Origin of the sequence: Austwickia chelonae NBRC 105200 (assembly GCF_000298175.1) — a bacterium.
Classification (GTDB): Bacteria; Actinomycetota; Actinomycetes; order Actinomycetales; family Dermatophilaceae; genus Austwickia; species Austwickia chelonae.
The window spans coordinates 1-20,190 of the sequence record NZ_BAGZ01000025.1 but is presented as its reverse complement, the minus strand read 5'-3'; the positions used below and the strand labels follow the sequence as shown (position 1 = coordinate 20,190).

General features: G+C 66.7%; 16 protein-coding genes. All 16 read left to right on the top strand.

Annotated elements, in window-relative coordinates; all coding sequences use genetic code 11:
* Positions 1 to 17: 17 nt before the first annotated feature.
* The 16 genes from amaB (at position 18) to cas2e (ending at position 20,147) form a co-directional block, all read left to right on the top strand.
* On the top strand, positions 18 to 1,559 hold the full coding sequence (gene amaB / locus AUCHE_RS15065; protein ID WP_006504192.1) for an L-piperidine-6-carboxylate dehydrogenase: 1,542 nt from the start codon (positions 18 to 20) through the stop codon (positions 1,557 to 1,559).
* Positions 1,560 to 1,648: 89 nt separating this feature from the next.
* A complete protein-coding gene (locus AUCHE_RS15060; RefSeq protein WP_006504191.1) occupies positions 1,649 to 2,842 on the top strand; it encodes an acyl-CoA dehydrogenase family protein in 1,194 nt (397 codons plus the stop codon).
* A gap of 184 nt (positions 2,843 to 3,026) precedes the next feature.
* Entirely contained in the window at positions 3,027 to 4,775 is a 1,749-nt protein-coding gene (locus tag AUCHE_RS15055; RefSeq protein WP_006504190.1) for a TIGR03767 family metallophosphoesterase, read from the top strand.
* A gap of 260 nt (positions 4,776 to 5,035) precedes the next feature.
* The gene (locus AUCHE_RS15050; protein ID WP_052024958.1) at positions 5,036 to 6,637 is read left to right on the top strand and encodes a M1 family metallopeptidase; all 1,602 of its coding nucleotides are present in this window, start codon (positions 5,036 to 5,038) and stop codon (positions 6,635 to 6,637) included.
* 202 nt (positions 6,638 to 6,839) lie between these two features.
* Positions 6,840 to 7,877 carry an iron-siderophore ABC transporter substrate-binding protein gene (locus AUCHE_RS15045; RefSeq protein WP_006504188.1) on the top strand — a complete coding sequence of 346 codons (1,038 nt, stop codon included), beginning with the start codon at positions 6,840 to 6,842 and terminating at the stop codon, positions 7,875 to 7,877.
* Positions 7,874 to 8,932 (top strand): FecCD family ABC transporter permease, encoded by a 1,059-nt coding sequence (locus AUCHE_RS15040; RefSeq protein ID WP_006504187.1) that lies wholly within the window; start codon positions 7,874 to 7,876, stop codon positions 8,930 to 8,932. Before AUCHE_RS15045 ends, AUCHE_RS15040 begins: the two co-directional genes overlap by 4 nt.
* Positions 8,929 to 9,978: a FecCD family ABC transporter permease gene (locus AUCHE_RS15035; protein WP_006504186.1), complete on the top strand. Its 1,050-nt coding sequence runs from the start codon at positions 8,929 to 8,931 to the stop codon at positions 9,976 to 9,978. Before AUCHE_RS15040 ends, AUCHE_RS15035 begins: the two co-directional genes overlap by 4 nt.
* Complete coding sequence (locus AUCHE_RS15030) at positions 9,975 to 10,895, top strand: ABC transporter ATP-binding protein (protein WP_006504185.1); 921 nt, start codon at positions 9,975 to 9,977, stop codon at positions 10,893 to 10,895. Before AUCHE_RS15035 ends, AUCHE_RS15030 begins: the two co-directional genes overlap by 4 nt.
* Positions 10,896 to 11,076: 181 nt before the next feature.
* The gene (locus tag AUCHE_RS15025) at positions 11,077 to 13,947 is read left to right on the top strand and encodes a CRISPR-associated helicase/endonuclease Cas3 (RefSeq protein ID WP_006504184.1); all 2,871 of its coding nucleotides are present in this window, start codon (positions 11,077 to 11,079) and stop codon (positions 13,945 to 13,947) included.
* 1 nt (position 13,948) lies between these two features.
* Positions 13,949 to 15,604 (top strand): type I-E CRISPR-associated protein Cse1/CasA, encoded by a 1,656-nt coding sequence (gene casA / locus AUCHE_RS15020; RefSeq protein WP_006504183.1) that lies wholly within the window; start codon positions 13,949 to 13,951, stop codon positions 15,602 to 15,604.
* A complete protein-coding gene (casB, locus tag AUCHE_RS15015; protein WP_006504182.1) occupies positions 15,601 to 16,224 on the top strand; it encodes a type I-E CRISPR-associated protein Cse2/CasB in 624 nt (207 codons plus the stop codon). Before casA ends, casB begins: the two co-directional genes overlap by 4 nt.
* Positions 16,225 to 16,290: 66 nt before the next feature.
* Positions 16,291 to 17,421: a type I-E CRISPR-associated protein Cas7/Cse4/CasC gene (cas7e, locus tag AUCHE_RS15010; protein WP_006504181.1), complete on the top strand. Its 1,131-nt coding sequence runs from the start codon at positions 16,291 to 16,293 to the stop codon at positions 17,419 to 17,421.
* On the top strand, positions 17,421 to 18,176 hold the full coding sequence (cas5e, locus tag AUCHE_RS15005; protein ID WP_006504180.1) for a type I-E CRISPR-associated protein Cas5/CasD: 756 nt from the start codon (positions 17,421 to 17,423) through the stop codon (positions 18,174 to 18,176). Before cas7e ends, cas5e begins: the two co-directional genes overlap by 1 nt.
* On the top strand, positions 18,167 to 18,838 hold the full coding sequence (cas6e, locus tag AUCHE_RS15000; protein ID WP_006504179.1) for a type I-E CRISPR-associated protein Cas6/Cse3/CasE: 672 nt from the start codon (positions 18,167 to 18,169) through the stop codon (positions 18,836 to 18,838). The genes cas5e and cas6e overlap by 10 nt, the downstream gene beginning before the upstream one ends.
* Positions 18,805 to 19,791, top strand: coding sequence for a type I-E CRISPR-associated endonuclease Cas1e (gene cas1e, locus AUCHE_RS14995; RefSeq protein WP_306301883.1), 987 nt, complete (start codon positions 18,805 to 18,807; stop codon positions 19,789 to 19,791). Before cas6e ends, cas1e begins: the two co-directional genes overlap by 34 nt.
* Positions 19,791 to 20,147: a type I-E CRISPR-associated endoribonuclease Cas2e gene (gene cas2e / locus AUCHE_RS14990; RefSeq protein ID WP_006504177.1), complete on the top strand. Its 357-nt coding sequence runs from the start codon at positions 19,791 to 19,793 to the stop codon at positions 20,145 to 20,147. Before cas1e ends, cas2e begins: the two co-directional genes overlap by 1 nt.
* The last annotated feature ends 43 nt before the right edge of the window (positions 20,148 to 20,190 follow it).

Genomic DNA, 20,190 nt, shown 5'->3' with positions numbered 1-20,190 from the left:
ACCTGAGGAGATCCGTGATGATGCAGGAGCGCACGATGCTGCCGACCGGTGAGGAACTGGCGAGGATCGCGCGGGAGTGCGCCCGCCGGTGCGGGGTCGACCTGGAGGAGTGGGCCGGAGGACAGGAGGGGCGCTCGCCGGTCAACGGCGCAGTGGTCTCCCGGACGGCGGTGGGTGACGCCGAGGGGGTCGACGAGGTGGTCAACGATGCCCATGAGGCTTTTCTGACGTGGCGTGAGACGCCGGCGCCGGTGCGTGGTGCGGTGGTGAAGGTGTTGGGTCGGTTGATCGGTGAGCATCGGGAGGATCTGGCGGTTCTGGCCGGGGTGGAGGTGGGGAAGGTCAGGTCGGAGGCCTTGGGGGAGGTGCAGGAGATGGTCGACATCTGTGATTACGCGGTGGGTTTGTCGCGGCAGTTGTTCGGGCGGACGATGCCGAGTGAGCGTCCGGGGCACCGGTTGATGGAGACCTGGCATCCGCTGGGTGTGGTGGGGGTGATCTCGGCGTTCAACTTCCCGGTGGCGGTGTGGTCGTGGAATGCGGCGGTGGCCTTGGTGTGCGGGGACACGGTGGTGTGGAAGCCGTCGGAGCGGGCCCCGTTGTGTGCGTTGGCGTGTCACGCCTTGGTGCAGCGGGCCCTGGCTGAGGTGGGGTGTGATACGGCGGTGAGTCAGGTGGTCTTGGGCGGGCCGGAGGTGGGCCGGGCCTTGGCCGATCATCCGTTGGTGGCCTTGGTGAGTGCGACGGGGTCGACGCGGATGGGGCGTGAGGTGGGGCCGCGGGTGGCGGCGCGTTTCGGTCGGTGTCTGTTGGAGTTGGGTGGGAACAATGCGGCGGTGGTGGCGCCGTCGGCGGATCTGGATCTGGTGACGCGGGGGGTCGTCTTCTCTGCGGTGGGGACGGCGGGGCAGCGGTGTACGACGATGCGTCGGGTGATCGCGTATGTCTCGGTGGTGGACGAGGTGGTGGAGCGGGTGGCGTCGGCGTACGGGAGGTTGTCGGTGGGGGATCCGATGGTGGAGGGCACTTTGGTGGGTCCTTTGGTGGATCGTGGGGCCTATGAGTCCTTCCGGGGGGCGTTGGAGCGGGCGGAGGCTGCGGGCGGGCGGGTGGTGGCCGGTGGCGGTCGGGAGTTGGTGGAGGCTGCGGCGGATGCCTATTACGTGCGGCCTGCGGTGGTGCGGATGCCGGTGCAGGACGGGGTGGTCTGTTCGGAGACTTTCGCTCCGATCCTCTACGTCCTGTCCTATTCGGAACTCGCCGAAGCCATTGCTATGAACAACGCTGTGCCACAGGGCCTTTCGTCGAGTATTTTTACGCGTGACCATGTGGAGGCCGAAGTCTTCATCTCCGCGGCGGGCTCCGACTGCGGCATCACCAATGTCAACATCGGCACCTCCGGAGCCGAGATCGGCGGAGCCTTCGGCGGGGAGAAGGACACCGGCGGCGGCCGTGAAGCCGGCTCCGACTCCTGGCGCGCCTACATGCGCCGGGCCACCAACACCATCAACTACTCCGGCGAACACCCCCTGGCCCAAGGGGCCCACTTCGACCTCTGAGGTCCGACACCTCGGCGACCAGACGTCTCGCCGACCAGTTGCCCCGCCGACCAGTTGCCCCGCCGACCAGACGACCAGAGAAGGACGCCATGGCACCCCGCACCCGGCAGACCCCGCTGGGACTGCTCGACATCGACCAACTCCTCCACGCCGAGGAGCGCGACATCCGCGAGAGCACCCGCACCTTCCTCGAACGTTCCGTACGCCCCCATGTCGCGGGCTGGTACGAGGAAGCCGCGCTCCCCGTCCGTGAACTCGCCAGAGAACTCGGCGGGCACGGCCTGCTGGGCATGCACCTCGACGGTTACGGCTGCGCCGGGACCAGCGCCACGGCCTACGGACTGGCCTGCCTGGAACTCGAAGCCGTCGACTCCGGCATCCGTTCCCTGGTCTCCGTGCAGGGCTCCCTCGCCATGTACGCCATCCACCGATGGGGCAGCGAGGAACAGAAACAGGAATGGCTGCCCCCGATGGCCGCCGGCGAAACCATCGGCTGTTTCGCACTCACCGAACCCGACTGCGGCTCCAACCCGGCCGGGATGCGCACCCGCGCCCGCCAGGACGGCGGCGACTGGATCCTCGACGGATCCAAGATGTGGATCACCAACGGCTCCGTCGCCGACGTGGCCGTGGTCTGGGCGCAGACCGGCGAGCCGGGTCGAGGGCACGGAGTGCGCGGATTCGTCGTGCCGACCGACAGTCCCGGATTCTCCGCACCGCAGATCCACCGCAAGATGTCCCTGCGCGCCTCGGTGACCAGCGAACTCGTCCTGGACGGGGTGCGTCTGCCCGCCTCGGCCGCACTCCCTGCGGCCACCGGACTGTCCGGGCCGCTGTCCTGCTTGAACGAAGCCCGCTTCGGAATCGTCTTCGGTGCTCTCGGTGCCGCCCGCGACTGCCTGGAGACGGCCCTGGACTATGTCGACTCCCGAGAGGTGTTCGGCCGTCCGTTGGCCTCCTTCCAGCTCACCCAGGCCAAACTCGCCGACATGGCAGTCGAACTCGGCAAGGGGATGCTGCTGGCCCTCCACCTGGGGCGCTTGAAGGACGGACGCCGACTCCGTCCGGAACAGGTCAGCCTCGGCAAGCTCAACAACGTCCGGGAAGCCCTCGCGATCGCCCGGGAGTGCCGCACCCTCCTGGGTGCCAACGGCATCAGCGGCGACTACCCGGTGATGAGGCATGCGAACAACCTCGAATCGGTGCTCACCTACGAGGGAACGTCCGAAGTGCACCAATTGGTCGTCGGGCAGGCGCTCACCGGTCACGGTGCCTTCTGCTGACCGGCCGGACCAGCGGCTCCCATCGGTCGGCCCGTTACCCCTGTTCTTGTAACGATTCATCAACTCCCGGAGTGAAATTCCTTCGACCGTCGTTGGGGAAACACGCCCCGCAGAAGCGCTCCTGCTGATAGCAAGGGAGAACGGCTCTCACGGGGAAACACTCAGGCAACGACGCGGAGGACACATGGGCCACATCACACGACGCACTTTCGTCACCGGACTCACCGGTCTGGCCGGAGCCACCGGACTGACCCTGTGGACCGCCGATCACGCCAGAGCCATCGACCGATCACTAGCCCGCTCCGCAGCCCGCGCCGTCAACACCACCGGGACCACCCTGCAACAGGCCGCAGCCCCCGGGGCGCGACTCTCCGCCACCGGCAGCTACCGGCGACTCACCGCAGGACCCGGCTACCCCCTCGTGGTGCGCCCCCAGCTGGTCGCGCCCAAGCCCGGACGCGACGACCGCCGCCGCGCCCTCGCCTCCTTCGTGCAGATCACCGACATCCACATCATCGACGCCCAGTCGCCGATGCGCGTCGAATTCCTCCACCCGTTCAACGGGTCGGCCTTCCGCCCCCACGAAGCACTGGGCACCCACGGCGGCATCTCCCTGGTGAACAGGCTCAACTCCCTCAAAGGCGGGCCGTACACCGGGCGTCCTTTCGACTGCGTGGTGTCCACGGGGGACAACACCGACAACGACGAGGAAATCGAACTGACGTGGTTCCTCACCGTGCTCGCCGGCGGGAAGATCACCCCCAACACGGGCGGACCCCAGTGGGAAGGCGTGCAGAACTTCGGGAGCACTCACTTCTACAACGTGGAGTCCTCGCTGCAGGACCAGTACAAGCAGAAGGGCTTCCCCCAGATCCCCGGCTTCCTCTCCCGGGCGATCGCGCCGGTCACCAGCCCCGGCCTGCGCACCCGCTGGTACAGCGTCTTCGGTAATCACGACAACTCGATCCAGGGGACCATGCCGCTCTCCTGGGAGACCCTCACCGAGACCTACACCGGTTCGCGCAAGATCCTCGGCATCCGCGACCCCGCAGCCCGGTCCAGGTTGGAGCGCTCCTTCAGTTCGGGGCGGCCCGTCTCGCCGAATGCGGTGCCCCAGGGGGACCGCATCGTGCAGACCGTCACCCCGGACCCGCGTCGACGGCCGCTCGTCCCGGGGCAGTACATCGCCGCCCACCTGAAGGCCGCGGTGACCGGTGCGGGGCCGGTCGGGCACGGGTACACCGCGGAGTCGGCCGCGACCGGTCGCGCCTACTACAGCTTCCGTATCGCCCCGGGCGTCACCGGCATCTCCCTGGACTCGACGAACCCTGCGGGGTGGACCGAAGGCTCACTCGGTGAGGGACAGTTCTTCTGGCTGGAAAGGGTGCTCACCGCAGGTAGCAGCCGGTACCACGGGACGGACGGCCGCCCGGTCACCCGGCAGGTCGCCGACGAACTGTTCATCGTCTTCAGCCATCACACCTCCGGGACGATGACGAACCTGATCCCCAATCTCGACGACCTGGAACGCCGCTACGCCGGGGTGGAGGTCCTCGAGCTGCTCCACCGCTTCCCGAACGTACTGGCCTGGGTCAACGGGCACACCCACAACAACCGGATCACCCCGCGGCCGCACGCCGACCCCCGGCGTGCCTTCTGGGAGATCAACACGGCCAGCCACGTCGACTTCCCCCAGCACGCCCGCCTGCTGGAACTCGTCGACAATGTCGACGGCACCCTCTCGCTGTTCACCACCCTCGTCGAGTCCGAGGCGCCCTACGCCGCCGACCACGGTTCCGGCGCGCCCCGGGACCTCGCGGCGCTCTACCGGGAGATGTCCTTCAACGACCTGCACGCGAAGAAACGCAACGGCAGCAACGCCGATCGGAACACCGAGCTGCTCCTCGTCAACCCCCTGGGCAAGAGGGCCTGAGCAGAACCCCTCCATCCCGCCGTACCCCTTCCGGAAGCCGAGGTGGGCGCTGTCGTCGTCGACGGCCCCTACCTCGGCTTCATCCGTCCTGCCTGAAAAACCGGCCAAGGGCGGTTCAGTGGGACGTCAACGCCTGCTCTGAAGTCGACCAGCAAAGCGCAAAGATCAGCAGTTGCTCCGTGCCGACCCTCCGTTATCGCGTTACGAAAGGTGCTGCAGCGCAAATCCGACAGAAGCGCAGAAGATGTGAGGAGAAACGCATGAAAGCGACAGGTTCGCCACGCACCGGGAAACGGAAGTCCCTCGCAGTCGCCACCGCACTCGGAGTCGTGATCGGCACTGCGGCGATGACCCCCGGGTCCTTCGCAGCTCCGGCCCCGACGCCTACGCCGGACACCAACTTCAGCTACGAGCAGAAAGCCGACAAGGGGACGAACCGTGTCCTGCCTCGTCACGCCGGCGACCGGAAACTCGCCGGGGCCTACAGCAAGGCCGCCCCGGGCATCGGCGCCCGGGGCATCGGCGACCCGTACTACCCCGAATACGGCAACGGCGGATATGACGTCGACAACTACAACATCAACGTCGACTACTCGACCGACACCGGGCTGCTCTCCGGCACCACGGTGATCTCCGCCAAGACGACTCAGCAGCTCAAACAGTTCAACGTCGACTTCGCTCTGAACGTCACCAAGGTCACCGTCAACGACAAACCGGCCACCTTCCGGCGCACCTCTCAGCGTGAGGTCACCATCACGCCGTCGCAGAGTCTGGCCGACGGTGCCGACATGAAGGTCGCCGTCACCTACTCCGGTGTCCCGTCGAAGACGAAGATCAACGGTTCCTCACGGTGGATCTCCAACGACGAGGGTGCGGTCGCGGTCGGCGAGCCGGAGATCGCCCCCTGGTGGTTCCCGAGCAACGACCACCCGCGGGACAAGGCGACCTTCGACATCACGGTGACCGTGCCTGAGGGCATGAAGGCGATCAGCAACGGCCACCTGTTGAACACGGCGTACAACAACGGCACGAACACCTGGTCGTGGCGTGAGGACCGGCCGATGGCGACCTATCTGGCGTTCGTGGCCATCGGAAAGTACGACATCACGCGGGGCACGACCCCTTCGGGTATCCCATGGTTGAACGCCGTCTCGTCCAGGGACACCCCTGAGACGCGCAGCGCTCGTAAGGACCTGGCCCGTAACCCGGAGGTCATCGAATGGTTGGCCTCGCAGTTCGGTGAGTATCCGTTTACGACGACGGGTGGCGTGATCTCGGACATCGAGTTCGGTTTCGCCCTGGAGACGCAGAGCCGTCCGATCTATTCGCAGAGTTTCTGGGACGGCGGGGATCGGAATATCTCCGTGATCGTGCACGAGCAGGCTCACCAGTGGTTCGGTGACTCGATCAGTCTGAAGAACTGGAAGGACATCTGGCTCAACGAGGGCTTCGCCAGCTGGGCGGAGTGGCGTTGGGAGGAGACGAAGGGCGAGTTGAGCGGCAACCAGATCTTCAAGCAGCAGTACGACGAGCACCCGGCGTCGGACAGCAGTTTCTGGAATGTGGTGCTGACCGATCCGGGACCGGGTCGGGAGTTCGCCAAGGCGGAGTACGTCCGGGGTGCGATGGCGGTCCAGGCTCTGCGGAACCGGGTCGGCGAGTCGACCTTCTGGGCGATCGTCCGCGGTTGGACGGCGAAGTACCAGCACGGTGTGGCGAGTGTGGAGGACTTCATCGAGTTCGCGCAGGAGCAGTCGGGTCAGGACCTGTCGACCTTCTTCCGGGCGTGGTTGATGACGCCGGGTAAGCCGACTCCGTCTGCGGAGCTGGGGTTCCCCGAGTCGATGATCCCCCAGCGTTGAGTCCGTTTTTCGTCGTTCTTCGTCTCGTCGGTGATCGTCCGGCGGGGTGAGTTCCGTTCGACGCTTGTTCGTTCCGGGCCTGGATGCCGTTCGCGGTGTCCGGGCCCGGACTTGTGGTGTCGGAGGCCCTGGTGAAGTGTCCGAGGCAGGCGATTTGCGCAGCTAAGGTTAGGCTTACCTATAGATAGATCGGAGCCTCTCCATGCGCCCGCCCCGCCACCTCACGGCAACACTCGTCCTCGCCCTCACCCTCACCTCCTGCGCCACCGGCCCTCGCGGCGAGACCAAGAACGACAACCCCGTGAAAAACCCAGACAGCGCACCCACCGACAGCTTCCCGATCAACATCGACCACGCACTCGGCACCACCACCATCGAGAAAGCACCCCAGCGCATCGTCACCGTCGGATGGAGCGACCACGACGTCGTCGCCGCCCTCGGACAAGCACCCGTCGGCGCCACCAAAGTGACCTGGGGCGGCAACGACAAAGGATCCACCCCCTGGTTCGACGCCAAACTCCAAGAACTCGGCAACCCCGACATCACCCGCATCGCCGACACCGACGGCATCGACAGCGAAGCCATCGCCAAACTCAACCCCGACCTCATCCTCGGAGTGAACTCAGGAATCAAACAAGAAGAATTCGACAAACTCACCAAAATCGCACCCACCATCGCCTACCCCAAAGCACCCTGGGCGACCTCCTGGGAAGAACAACTCGACATCATCGGCCGAGCCACAGGCCGCAGCACCGCAGCCCGCACCCTGCGCGAACAGACCGACCGACGTATCGACGAAGCCCTCGCCAAATACCCCCAGATCAAAGGCAAAACCGCAGCCTGGGTGTGGTTCACCCCCACCGACCTGTCAACCGTCGGCATCTACACCACCACCGACGCCCGCCCCCACATGCTGCGCCGCTTCGGACTGACCGACGCACCCGCCGTCAGCGAACTCTCCAACGGGCCAGCCTTCAGCACCACCATCTCCGCCGAGAAAGCACACACCGTCGAATCCGACGTCACCCTCTTCTACGCCGACGACGAACAACTGAAAACCCTGCAAACCCACCCGCTGATCTCGAAACTGCCCGCACTCGCAGCAAACCGCTACTTCGCCAGCGCGAACAACCAAGAAGTGCTCCCCCTGTCCTCACCGACCCCGCTGTCCATCCCGGCCGCACTCGACACCTTCCTCCCCAAACTAGCCCAGGCCGTCGACGGGAAACCCGCCCGGTGACCGGTGCGCCCAACCCGTCGAACCCCACAACACCCACCGCACCGGGAAACACCCCGGGCACGCCCGCAGCCTCCGACCCGAAAAAACCGCTCGCTGCCGTGCTACTCGGCCTGCTGCTACCGGCCGTCCTGGCCACATCCCTGGCCGTCGGCGCCCACGGCCTCGGACCGGGAGAACTCTGGGCCGGGCTCACCGGCACCGACGGACACGCTGCGAGCATCGTGGAGACCCGCCTGGACCGCACCCTCATCGGAGCAGTCGTCGGCGCCGCAGCAGCCCTCTCCGGAACACTCCTCCAAGGCGTCACCCGCAACCCGCTGGCCGACCCGGGAGTCCTCGGCCTGACCTCCGGAGCCTCCCTGGCCGTCGTCCTCACACTCCACCTCGGTGTCCGACAGCCGACATTCCTCGCCGCCAGCGCACTGACCGGGGTGATCCTCGCCGCTGCCGTGGTCGCCGCCGTCGCCGCGATCGCACCGCCGGAACGACGCGACCTGTCCATGGTGCTCGCCGGGGCAGCCGTCCTCGCCGCCGCCACCAGCCTGACCAGCAGCATCCTCCTGATGGACGCCGAAGCTCTCGACGTGCTGCGTTTCTGGCAGGTCGGTTCGGTCGCCGGCCGCACCACCGACGCCCTCCTCGCCGTCACCCCCTTTCTGCTCGCCGGAGCCGTCCTCGCGCTGGCCAGCATCGGAACCCTCGACGCACTGGCCCTCGGCGACGACCTGGCCGCCGCCCTCGGAGAACACGTGAACCGTCGCCGACTCACCGTGCTGGCCGCCGCCGTGCTCCTCACCGCAGGAGCCACCGCGCTCGCCGGTCCGGTCGCCTTCGTGGGCCTTGTCGTCCCGCACGCCCTGCGGCGGCTGTTCGGCGCGGGGGCGACACCCGTCCTGCTCGGGTCCTTCGTCGCCGGTCCGGTGCTGGTCGTCGCCGCAGACACCCTCGGACGGGTGGTGATGCCCCCCTCGGAGATCCAGGTCGGCATCATGACCGCTCTCCTCGGCGCGCCGATCCTTGTGGCGGTCGCTCGCACCCAGGGCGGTGCGCGGTGACGGTGGACGAGGCGGCGCTCGACGTCCTGCGTTGTCAGCGACGCGTCGTCCGACGACGGCGCGCTCTCACCGCCGCCGTCATCGGGGTCCTTCTCGTTGCGGCGGCCACCGTCCGGGTGCTGCTGGGGGACTATCACGTCACTCCGGTCGACTTCGTGCGGATCGTCACCGGGGAGACGATTCCTGGCGCCAGTTTCATCGTGCTGGAATCGAAGCTGCCCCGTGCGTTGACCTCTCTCCTCGCGGGGGCGTTGTTGGGCGCCGCCGGCACTCTCGGGCAGTCGCTTTACCGCAATTCGTTGGCCAGCCCCGACATTCTCGGCCTGACCGGCGGGGCCACCACGGCCGCTGTCGTCGCCATCGTCCTGGGGCGCTGGTCCGGGCCGGCGGTCACCGTGGCCGCCGCGGTCGGGGCGCTCGTGGTCGCAGCGGTGCTCCTCGCCGTGGGCGGTACCGGCCCCGGTGCTGCGACCCGGGCCGTCCTGACCGGTGTCGGGATCTCTACGACGCTGGCCGCCTTGGTGCATGCCGTTCTGCTCCGGGCGGATCTCCATCGGGCTCATGACGCGCTGGTCTGGATCACCGGGTCCACGTCGCGGGCCACGTGGACGGATGTCGTCGTGCTCGCCGTGCTGGCCGCGGTCGTCCTGCCGTGGGCGTCAGCTCTGGGGCCGGCGATGCAGGCCTATGCGCTGGGCGACGACCTGGCCCGGTCATTGGGTGTGCGACTCGATCGGGTGCGGGTCCTCTGTTTGGCGGTCGTCGTCGTGATGGTGGCTGCCGCAACCGCGGTGTGTGGCCCGATCGCTTTCGTCGCGCTCCTGTCCGGTCAGATGGCAGGAGCTCTGGCTCGCGGGCTGAACCGTTCTGCACCGGTCGGGACGGGCGCCGCCGTGGGGGCGCTGCTGGTGGTCGTCGCCGACCATGTCGCCGCTTATGCCCTGCCTGGGACGGCCTTGCCCGTCGGGGTCGTGACCGGGCTTGTCGGTGCTTTTTTCCTCGGCGCGCTGTTGTGGCGTGCTTCGATCCATCGAGAGGGCGTATGACCGACATGGCAGGTGTGGCGCGGGCCGGTGCGCAGGACGGTGACGGTGTGGCAGGGGCGGCGGCATGTCCGGTCCCGCCTCTGGCGGTGGAACAGGTCGAGCTGGGCTACGGAGAACGTCTCGTCGTGCACGGGGTCGACCTGGAGGTCCCTGCCGGTCAGGTCACCGTCCTGGTCGGCGCGAACGGGAGCGGCAAGTCCACTCTCCTGCGGGCGATGGCGCGGTTGTTGGTCCCCAGGTCGGGGCGGGTCGTCCTCGACGGTGTCGATCTGGCCGGTCAGGACTCCCGGGACGTGGCCCGTCGGGTCGGTCTGCTCCCGCAGACGGCGCAGGTTCCCGACGGGATCACCGTGGCGCAGCTCGTGATGCGTGGACGTCATCCTCACCGGCGGCGGCTCTTCCCTCGGCCGACCTTCGCCGACGATCTTGCTGTCGCCCGCGCGTTGGAGGCTACCGACCTGGTGGGGCTCGCCGGACGTCAGGTCGCTGAGCTTTCCGGTGGGCAGCGGCAGCGGGTGTGGTTGGCGATGGTTCTCGCCCAGGACACCGGGGTGCTTCTCCTGGACGAGCCGACGTCCTATCTGGATCTGGCGCACCAGGTGGATGTGTTGGATCTGGTGCGTCGGCTCAGCGACGAGAACGGGATCACCGTGGTGATGGTGTTGCACGATCTGGCGATGGCGGCCCGGTATGCCGATCATCTGGTGGCGGTGAAGGACGGTCGGGTCGCGGCCGAGGGGTGCCCTGTCGAGGTGTTGACGGTGGAGACGGTGGCCGAGGTCTTCGGGATCACGGCTCGGATCGTTCCTGACCCGGATACCGGTACCCCGGTGGTGCTGCCTCGGGGGCGGATGTCGAAGGTTGCGGGGGACATGTCGGGGGGAGCTTTGTCGATATCGTCCGCGGCCGAGGGATGAGCTAGATATCGAAACAATGTGAGTCGGTCGTCCGTCATTCTTTTGCTGAAGTGTGATTTTTCCGCATGGAAATAAAAGCCTTTCTTTAATAAACTTTTACGCGATCAGTGTTGGCCGTGTACTTGTGGCTTTTTGTTACCGGATTGGTGTGCGGTCAAAAAGCAAAGAATGAAGGTTCGCCATGCCCGCTGTGCAGGGATGGTCCGACAGTGCGCTGTCGCTGTGGGGGAAGTTGAGCCGAGAAGAGGGACTTTCTCTTCCGCTGGTGACTCATCTCGAGGATGCCGCGGCGGTCGCCGGCCATCTGTGGGACCACTGGCTTCCGGACATCGTGAAGCTGCGGGTGCAGGCGGAGCTGCAGGGCGACGCCCGCTTGGCCCGATCGCTGGTGATGTGGCTGGCCGGAGTCCACGATCTAGGGAAAGCCGCACCAGCTTTCGTGGGGAAAGCACGTCCGGCGGGAGCTGATCATGTCATCAGGCACATCGAATCCCACGGGCTGCTGTGCCCGGAGGTGCCACGGGACGATTACGCCCACCACGGCGTCATGGGCCAGGTCCTTCTGGAGGAATGGCTGCTGAAGCGTCATCCCTCGCGACGGGACAGCGTACGTTCGTTGGCCGTCGTCATCGGCGGACATCACGGGATGCCACCGACCGCCGAGACGCTCCAGGCTGTCCGGGCCAACCGGCTCCCGCGGCGACAGAGCCGCGCCTGGGGTGATGCCGCCTGGGACGCCGTCCGCGCCGAGATCCTCACCGGGATGGCCGCTCGACACGACCTCGACGAGGTCTTCGCCGCGCTACCGTCGTCCGGGCTCCCGGTGCCGGTCCAGGTCGACCTGAGCGCAGTCGTCATCATCGCCGACTGGTTCGCCAGCGACGAGAGCCGATTCCCGTACGTGACGCTCGAAGGCGGGGATGCGCGCCGAGCTGAGGCCTTGGCCGAGCTGGTTCTCCCTCCCCCGTGGAGCCCCGCGCTCCCTGACCTGGGCGACCCGGAAAAGCTGATGCAGCAGCGGTTTCCGCATCTGGCGGCCTATCCGATCAGGCCGATGCAACGGGCGGTCATCGCTGCCGCAGCGGCGGCGGAGGAAGCGCCGCTGATCGTGGTCGAGGCCGCCATGGGTCAGGGGAAGACCGAGGCCGCACTCCAGGCCGCCGAGATCCTCGCTGCCCGATTCGGCTGCGGCGGTGTCTTCGTGGCCTTGCCCACCATGGCGACCAGCGATGCGATGTTCACCCGTGTGCTCACCTGGCTGCGTCATCTGCCTGGCGGTGTGGACACCAGTGTCTTTCTGGCTCATTCCAAATCGGGGCTCAACGACGACTATCGGGAGCTGCTCCGCGACAGGTACGCCAGATTCGCCGAGGTGTACGACGAGCACGGCTCCGGACGGCCTGCGCGCGACACCGGGTCGCTCACTCCGGTGGCTGATGCCTGGCTCCAAGGGCGGAAACGAGGCGTCCTGGCCAATCACGTCATCGGCACCATCGACCAGGTGCTCTTCGGCGGTCTCCAGTCGAAGCATCTGGCGCTGCGGCACCTGGCTCTCTCCGGGAAAGTGGTCGTCGTCGACGAGGTACATGCCGCCGATGTCTATATGCGGTCGTTCCTGTGCCTGGTGCTGGATTGGCTCGGCGCGTACGAGGTCCCGGTGGTTCTGCTGTCGGCGACGCTCCCGTCGGCGCAGCGTCGACAGCTGGTCGAGGCCTATGTCCGCGGACGTCACGGCCGAGCGTTGGGGCGGAGCGCCGCCATCGAGTTTCCGGCACCGGCGACGTACCCCTGCCTGACGGTGGCGACCCGGAGCGTGGCGACGGTCGCGGTCGAGGACGGCAGCGCATCGATGCGGGTGGGGCTGTCGTCGCTCCCGGACGACAAGCTCGTGGACGTCTTACGGGACGAACTCGTCGACGGTGGTTGCGCTGCGGTGATCCACGACACGGTCGGTCGCGCGCAGGAGACCTATGCGGCGTTGTCGGCGGAGTTCGGGGCTGACGTCCACCTCGTGCACAGCCGCTTCATCGGTCCTGACCGGATGCGTCTGGAGAAGCAGATTCGCAGCATGCTCGGTCCGCCAGGGGGAGCGGCGGGTCGCCCGCAGCGGTGCATCGTGGTCGGCACGCAGGTGTTGGAGCAGAGCCTCGATGTCGACTTCGACGTGATGATCAGCGATATCGCGCCGATCGACCTGGTGCTGCAGCGGGCTGGTCGCCTGCATCGGCATCGCCGGCCGGAGCGGGACCGTCCGCCGGGGTTGCGGCGTCCGAGGTTGTTGCTCGCCGGGGTCGAGGGATTCGGTGAGGGCGACGGGCCGCCGTCGTTCGACCGTGGGTGTGTCGCGGTCTACGGCGAGTACCGGCTCTTGAGGTCGATGGCGGTGCTCGCCCCGTACCTGGACGGGGCCCGGCAGGTATCGCTGCCTGAGGACATCCCGGTCCTGGTGGGGGCGGGATATGACGACGATGTGCCGCCGCCGACGGGCTGGTCCCCCAAGTGGGAGAAAGCGCGGTCGGACGACGAGGCACGACATGCTGCCTCCGTTGCGAAGGCCCCGGTCTTCCAGGTCAAACCGGCCCGGTCAGAACGTTTTCTGGCCAGCTGGTCGGCGAGTCCGGTTCGTGCCGAGGGGGATGATCTCGACCGCTGCGGGAGGGGCCAGGTTCGGGACAGCGAGGACTCGTTGGAGGTGGTGCTCCTGTGCCGTGGAGACGACGGACTGCTCCATCTTCTCCCCGGTCTTCCGGAGTGTTCAGGTGCGGCACTTCCCGGGGTGTTGGGCCGCAGCGACGACCTGGTGGCGCGGGTCGCCGCATCGTGCACGGTCCGGCTGCCGCGGGCTGTCGTGCATCCGGGGGTGATCGATCAGGCCATCTCCGAGTTGGAGCAGGTGCCGGAGGTGGCCGGTTGGCAGGACAACCGGTGGCTGTCCGGTCAGTTGGTCCTCCCGTTGGACGCCTCGCTGAGGGCGTCGTTGTGCGGTGCCTCGATCCGCTATGACCGAGTGCTCGGTCTGCTCGTCTCTTCGAAGAATTCAGACAGGAAGTGACATGACTCCGAAATTCAATCTGGTCCATGACCCGTGGGTGCTGGTGCTCGATGCGGACCGGCAACGACATGAGGTCTCACTTCTCACGCTGTTCCGGGAGGCTTCACGTTGGCGGGGACTCGCCGGTGAGATGCCGACCCAGCAGGTCGCGCTGCTGCGCCTGCTGTTGGCGATCGTCCATCGTGCTCTCCGCGACGACATCTACCCTGATGAGGCGCTGCAACGGTGGGGGACATGGTGGTCGGAGGGTCTTCCGGTCGACGAGATCGTGGCATACCTCCTCCGGTACGAACAGCGCTTCGAGCTGTTCGACGAGAAGTGTCCTTTCTTCCAGGTGGCCGGCCTGCGCACGCAGAAGGGCAGCACCTCGGGGCTGACGAAGCTCATCGCGGAGATCCCCGACGGGGACAAGTTCTTCACGACTCGAGCGGGGGAGGGTCTCGACCGGATCGGCGCTGCCGAGGCGGCCCGGTGGCTCGTCCACTGCCAGGCGTATGACCCGGCAGGCATCAAGACCGGTGCGGTGGGTGATCCGCGGGTGAAAGGCGGGAAAGGCTACCCGTCCGGTACGGGGTGGTGCGGGAGCCTTGGTGTGGTTTTTGCCGAGGGGGAAAACCTCGCGGAGACCTTGCTGCTGAACCTGGTCTACGAGGAGCCGTCCCCGGAGGGCGACCGCCCGGCGTGGGAGCGGGACGAGCTGCTCACCAGCGCAGTGGATCCGTGGCTGGTGGATCCGACACGCCAGCGTGGCCCGGTCGAACTCCTCGCCTGGCAGGGCCGCCGCCTGCGCCTCATCCCGGACGACGAGGGGTACGTCGTCGACGCCTTGGTCTGCTACGGGGATCGGGCAGGCCTGCAGAACCGCCATCGGGACGAGGCGATGGCCGCGTGGAAGCGGAGCCCCGCTCAGGAGAAGAAGGGTGAGTACGGCCCGGTGGTCTACATGCCGGTCGGCCATCTGCCGGAGCGCGCCGTGTGGCGGGGGCTCGGGGGTCTGCTCGCTGGACGGACTTCGAAGCGTGGTGCGGTGGAGGATGCCGAGCGTTTGTCTCCGCTGCTGCTCCAGTGGCTGGCCAAGGTCACCGATGAGGGATATCTCGGCGGTGATCATCCGGTGGTCTTTCATGCGGTAGGTGTCGAGTACGGCAGCAACGATTCGGTGGTCTCCGGACTTGTCGACGACGTGATGTCGCTTCGTCCGGCGGTCCTGACGGATGAGGTGCTGCGCGGCGCGGCCATGGAAGCGGTCGCTGTCACGAACGACGCGGTCGGTGACCTGCGCAATTTCGCCCACAACTTGCATCGAGCCGCGGGTGGGAGCAGCGACGGCGCCCGAGAAAGGGCAGGAGAACGCGTCTGGGGTGTCCTGGATGCTCCCTTCCGGGAGTGGCTGCTCGAGCTGTCGACGTCGACGGACGTCGACGAGGCGTTGACCCGCTGGCATCGCACCGCCGACCGGATCCTCAAACAGGTCGGGGCGGAGCTGATCGACAGCTCTGCGGACAAGGCCTGGCGTGGTCGTGATGTCGGCGGACGCTTCGTCGACGCGCCGATCGCCGAGGCCTGGTTCCGCTCCGCCTTGATGAAGAAACTTCCCCGGGCCTATCAGGTGTCGGCGGCGGGGAACAACGCAACGAGTTCGAAGGAGGCGTCATGAGCGGTGCCGACCACCGACGGGACATCGAGAAATATGTGCAGAGCAGGGTGCTGCGGCTCCAGGAAGCCTATGCCCGTGGTGGGCAACAGCCCACGTCGTACGGATCAGCGACGATGGCTGCTCTCCGGCGGGCCGATCCGACCTGTCCCGGGGACGACCCCGCCGTCTGGGAGATCACCTTGGGTGACCTGCCGGCAACCTTGGCCGGCGGCGGTGACGCCCCGTCCCGGGCGGAGCGTGCCATCCATGCGGCGCTGTGTCTCTACGCCACACATCAGCAGTCCCGAGGTGACGGAGTGCACCGCTCCGGTGTGCGCTTCGGGCAGGCGGTCAGACAACTCGCCATGGTTCGCGGTGACGGCCGTGAGCTGGACGGCTCCGTCGTGGCGCGATTCCACCAGGCCGGCGCGGCTGCTTCTGACCGCCGTCGACTGACGGTGATGCGCACCTTGGTGACCTTGATGCGCGCCGAGCGTGGCGCCGGGATCCATCTGGACTACGGGCTCCTGGCCCGAGACCTCTACGACCTGTCCTCGCCGCGGACGGCTTCCCGGGTGCGTCTTGCCTGGGGGCGCGACCTGCGACGACACCGATCCGACCAGAGCGACCTCTCCGCCTGATCGCCCTGCACGACCTTATTCGCGCTTCGTTATTCGTTTCGTTTTTGCAGAAAGAGGAGTTCTCCCATGACGACCTATGTCGATCTCCACATCATCCAGACCCTGCCGCCGAGCAATGTCAACCGTGACGACACCGGTCAGCCGAAGAGCGCGATCTACGGCGGTGTGCCTCGCGCCCGAGTCAGCAGCCAGGCATGGAAGCGCGCTACCCGCGCCGCTTTCCCCGGCCATGTCGACAGCAGCGAGCTCGGTTACCGGACGAAGCGGCTCGTGGAACTCCTCGGCGATCGGATCCTCGAGCGCAAGGGCGGCACCGCCGCCGATGAGCCGGCGCTGCAGGACGCCCGCAACCGGGCCGAAGAAGTCCTGGGCCTCCTCGGCTTGAAGCTGGAGAAACCGCGCGTCAAGAAGGGCGAAGAGGAGCTGCCCAGCAAGGTCGCCCAGGCCGAGTACTTGGTTTTCATCAGCTCCATCCAACTCGACAAGCTGGCAGAACTCGCCTGCAGCACAGAAAAACTCGACAAGAAGGCGGTCAAGGCTGCCATGCAGGACGGTCACGGGGTGGACATCGCACTCTTCGGCCGGATGGTAGCCAATGACGCCGACCTGAACGTCGACGCCGCCGTCCAGGTCGCCCACGCGTTGAGCACCCACCGCGTCGACAACGAAGACGACTACTTCACCGCCGTCGACGACCGGAACGAACGTGCCGACACCGGCGCCGGAATGATCGGCACCGTCGAATTCAACTCGTCCACCCTCTACCGCTTCGCCACGATCAACGTCGACGGCCTCCTGCACAACCTCGGCGACGCCGACGCCACCGGCCGAGCAGCAGCCGCCTTCGTCCAAGGCTTCGTCACCAGCATGCCCACCGGAAAACAGAACACCTTCGGCAACCGCACCCTCCCCGACGCAGTCGTCGTGATGGTGCGCGAAGGACAGCCCGTCAGCCTCGCCGGAGCCTTCGAAGATGCAGTCACCGCCGCCGACACCGGCCACGTACGACCCTCCTGCGAGCAGCTCGCGACATACGCCGAAGAAGTGCTGCCCCAGTTCAGCACCGCAGCCAGCCACATCTGGGTCACCCGTGGACCAGCCGCAGCCGAAGCCGTGGACCGCCTCGGCGAACGCATCCCCCTCCAGCAGCTGGTCGACAACGTCCGCCATGTCGTGACGGAGACGGCGGCCCGCTGATGTCCGTCCTCTTGCTCCGCCTAGCGGGGCCACTGCAATCCTGGGGAGAAGAAAGCCGGTTCGCGCGCCGCCACACCAGGAGAGAACCGACGAAGAGCGGCGTCCTCGGCTTACTGGCCGCCGCGCAAGGCCGACGCCGAGCCGACCCGATCGAAGACCTGGTAGGCCTCCGTTTCGGAGTCCGCGTCGACCAGCCAGGCCGACTCATCCGCGACTTCCACACCGCGATCCGCTGGACATCACCAAAACCTGAATCGATGCCGCTCTCCTACCGCTACTACCTCGCCGACGCGATCTTTGTCGCCGCCGTCGAAGGCGAACACACCCTCGTACAGTCGCTCTACGACGCAGTGCGCTCGCCGGTTTTCCCGCTGTACCTGGGGCGACGGGCGTGTCCGCCGTCCCAGCCGGTGGCGATGTCGGTGCGGGAGGGCGACCTGGTGGAGGTGTTGCGGGACACGGAGTGGCAGGCGTCTTCGTGGTATCGCCGTCGGCTTCCTCAGGGACGTACCAACCTGGAGGCTTTCGTCGACGCGCAGTCATCGGGGGGCGACGTCGCGGACAGCACGTCTCAGATGTTCACGGTGCGTGACGTGCCGCAGAGCTGGGATCCGCGGCGCCGGGAGTACGTCTGGCGTGCGGTGGAGTCGGTGGACCCGATGATCGAGGTCGACAATCCACAAGGCCGGGTTCCGAGAGGTGTTGCGCCGGAACCGGATTTCTTTTCTGAGGTGGGTGGGGTGCCGTGTACCTGACCAAGTTTTCGTTGAACCCGTCCCGGCGGGGGACCCGGCATCTGCTGGGCTCTCCTCAGCGGATGCACGCCGCAGTGTTGGCCTGTTATCCGCCGGAGGCGCAGACCGGCCGAGTGTTGTGGCGGGTGGATCGTCCGCAGCGCCATGAGTGTTTTCTGTACGTGGTGGGCGCTGCGGAGCCGGATCTGACCACGTTGGTGGAGCAGGCCGGTTGGCCGATGACGCAGACCTGGCAGACGACGACGTATGCGCCGTTCTTGTCGCGGTTGGCCGATGGCCAGAGGTGGCGGTTCAGGCTGTCGGCGAATCCGGTGCATGTGCTCCGTCAGGAGGGTGCGCCGCGCGGCAAGGTGGTCCCGCATGTGACGGCTCACCAGCAGGAGCAGTGGCTGCGTGAGCATGGTGCCGGGTGGGGCTTTTCGATTTGTGATCCGGAGGGTGCCGCTGAGGGCGGTGTGGTGGTGACCGGCCGTCAGGCGGATGCTTTTTCGCGGGGCGATCCGGCGGGGGGCCGTCGTGGCCGGGTGACGATCAGTCGTGTTCAGTTCGATGGTGCGTTGACGGTCACTGATGTCGGTCTTTTCCGGGAGGCTCTGGTCGGTGGCATGGGTCGTGCCAAGGCGTACGGGTGCGGGTTGATGACATTGGCGCGTCCGCGGTGAGGCCGGTCCCGGGGGCTCGGCCCAGTGATGTCCAGGAGCTTGTGCGGGTTCAGGACCGTTTGAGTTTTGTCTATGTCGAACGCGGTGTGGTCCACCGTGATGGGAATGCCATCACGGTGACTGATGAGCGGGGCACGGTGCATGTGCCGTCGGCGACGATCGGGGCGTTGTTGTTGGGGCCGGGCACCCGGGTGACTCATCAGGCCATGGTGGTGCTCGCGGAAAGCGGCGCCACCGTGGCCTGGGTGGGCGAGCGGGGTGTGCGGTATTACGCGCATGGCCGGACGATGGCCAGGTCGTCGCGCTGGTTGATTCGGCAGGCGGAGGTGGTGTCGAATCAGAGGTTGCGGTTGGCGGTGGCGCGGCGCATGTATGAGATGCGTTTCCCGGGGGAGGACGTCTCCGGGTTGTCGATGCAGCAACTGCGGGGCAAGGAAGGTGCGCGGGTGCGGTTGGCGTACAAGGTTGCCGCTGAGACATTTGGGGTCGAGTGGTCTCGGCGGGATTATCGGCCGGACGATTTCGATGCGTCGGATGCGGTCAACATGGCGCTTTCGGCGGCGACGACGTGTCTGTACGGGGCGGTTCACGCTGTGGTGGTGTCGCTCGGGTGCACGCCGGGTCTGGGCGTGGTGCATACAGGGAACGACCGGTCGTTCGTGTACGACATCGCCGATCTGTACAAGGTGGAGTTGGCGGTGCCGACGGCGTTCGAGGTGGTGGCTTCGAAGAGCGAGGATGTGCCGGGGGATACTCGGCGCGCGATGCGGGATGCGATTCATGCTGCGAAGCTGCTGCCGAGGTGCGCGAGGGATGTTCAGGACTTGTTGTCTGGTGGAAAGGCCGAGGACGAGGAGCTTGACGTCGTCGAATGGGACAGCTTGGAGTTGTGGGACGGCGGGATACGTACGGTTCCAGGAGGGGTGTCTTATGGGGATGAACGGGGTGGGTGATGGTAGTCATCGTGTTGACGGCGTGCCCGGTCGGTCTTCGTGGGTACTTGACCAGGTGGTTGCTGGAGGTCAGCGCGGGTGTATTTGTCGGGAAGGTCAATGCGCGGGTTCGGGAGGAGCTGTGGGATCGGGTTTTGGAGATGGTCAAGGATGGCCGGGCCATCATGGTTTTCGGTACGAATTCGGAGCAGGGGTTGGATTTTCGGGTGTATCGCCACGACTGGGAGGTCGTCGATCTCGACGGTGTGCGGGTGATGCTTCGACCGGCTGCGCCGTCGGAAGAGGTGTCGCGTTCAGGGTTGAGGCCAGGGTGGAGCAAGGCGTCGCACCGGCGGCGCGCTGCAAAGCGAAGTTGAAGAGAATCTTTGTTACCGGGTGGTAATATCCCTGGTCAGAAAG

Bases quoted from the DNA above. Each gene is read 5' to 3' on its own strand.
- AUCHE_RS15055 (WP_006504190.1), top strand. From the start codon at position 3,027: ATGGGCCACATCACACGACGCACTTTCGTCACCGGACTCACCGGTCTG.
- AUCHE_RS15045 (WP_006504188.1), top strand. From the start codon at position 6,840: ATGCGCCCGCCCCGCCACCTCACGGCAACACTCGTCCTCGCCCTCACC.
- cas7e (WP_006504181.1), top strand. From the start codon at position 16,291: ATGACGACCTATGTCGATCTCCACATCATCCAGACCCTGCCGCCGAGC.
- casA (WP_006504183.1), top strand. From the start codon at position 13,949: ATGACTCCGAAATTCAATCTGGTCCATGACCCGTGGGTGCTGGTGCTC.
- AUCHE_RS15025 (WP_006504184.1), top strand. From the start codon at position 11,077: ATGCCCGCTGTGCAGGGATGGTCCGACAGTGCGCTGTCGCTGTGGGGG.
- cas5e (WP_006504180.1), top strand. From the start codon at position 17,421: ATGTCCGTCCTCTTGCTCCGCCTAGCGGGGCCACTGCAATCCTGGGGA.
- AUCHE_RS15030 (WP_006504185.1), top strand. From the start codon at position 9,975: ATGACCGACATGGCAGGTGTGGCGCGGGCCGGTGCGCAGGACGGTGAC.
- amaB (WP_006504192.1), top strand. From the start codon at position 18: ATGATGCAGGAGCGCACGATGCTGCCGACCGGTGAGGAACTGGCGAGG.
- AUCHE_RS15050 (WP_052024958.1), top strand. From the start codon at position 5,036: ATGAAAGCGACAGGTTCGCCACGCACCGGGAAACGGAAGTCCCTCGCA.
- casB (WP_006504182.1), top strand. From the start codon at position 15,601: ATGAGCGGTGCCGACCACCGACGGGACATCGAGAAATATGTGCAGAGC.
- cas2e (WP_006504177.1), top strand. From the start codon at position 19,791: ATGGTAGTCATCGTGTTGACGGCGTGCCCGGTCGGTCTTCGTGGGTAC.
- AUCHE_RS15060 (WP_006504191.1), top strand. From the start codon at position 1,649: ATGGCACCCCGCACCCGGCAGACCCCGCTGGGACTGCTCGACATCGAC.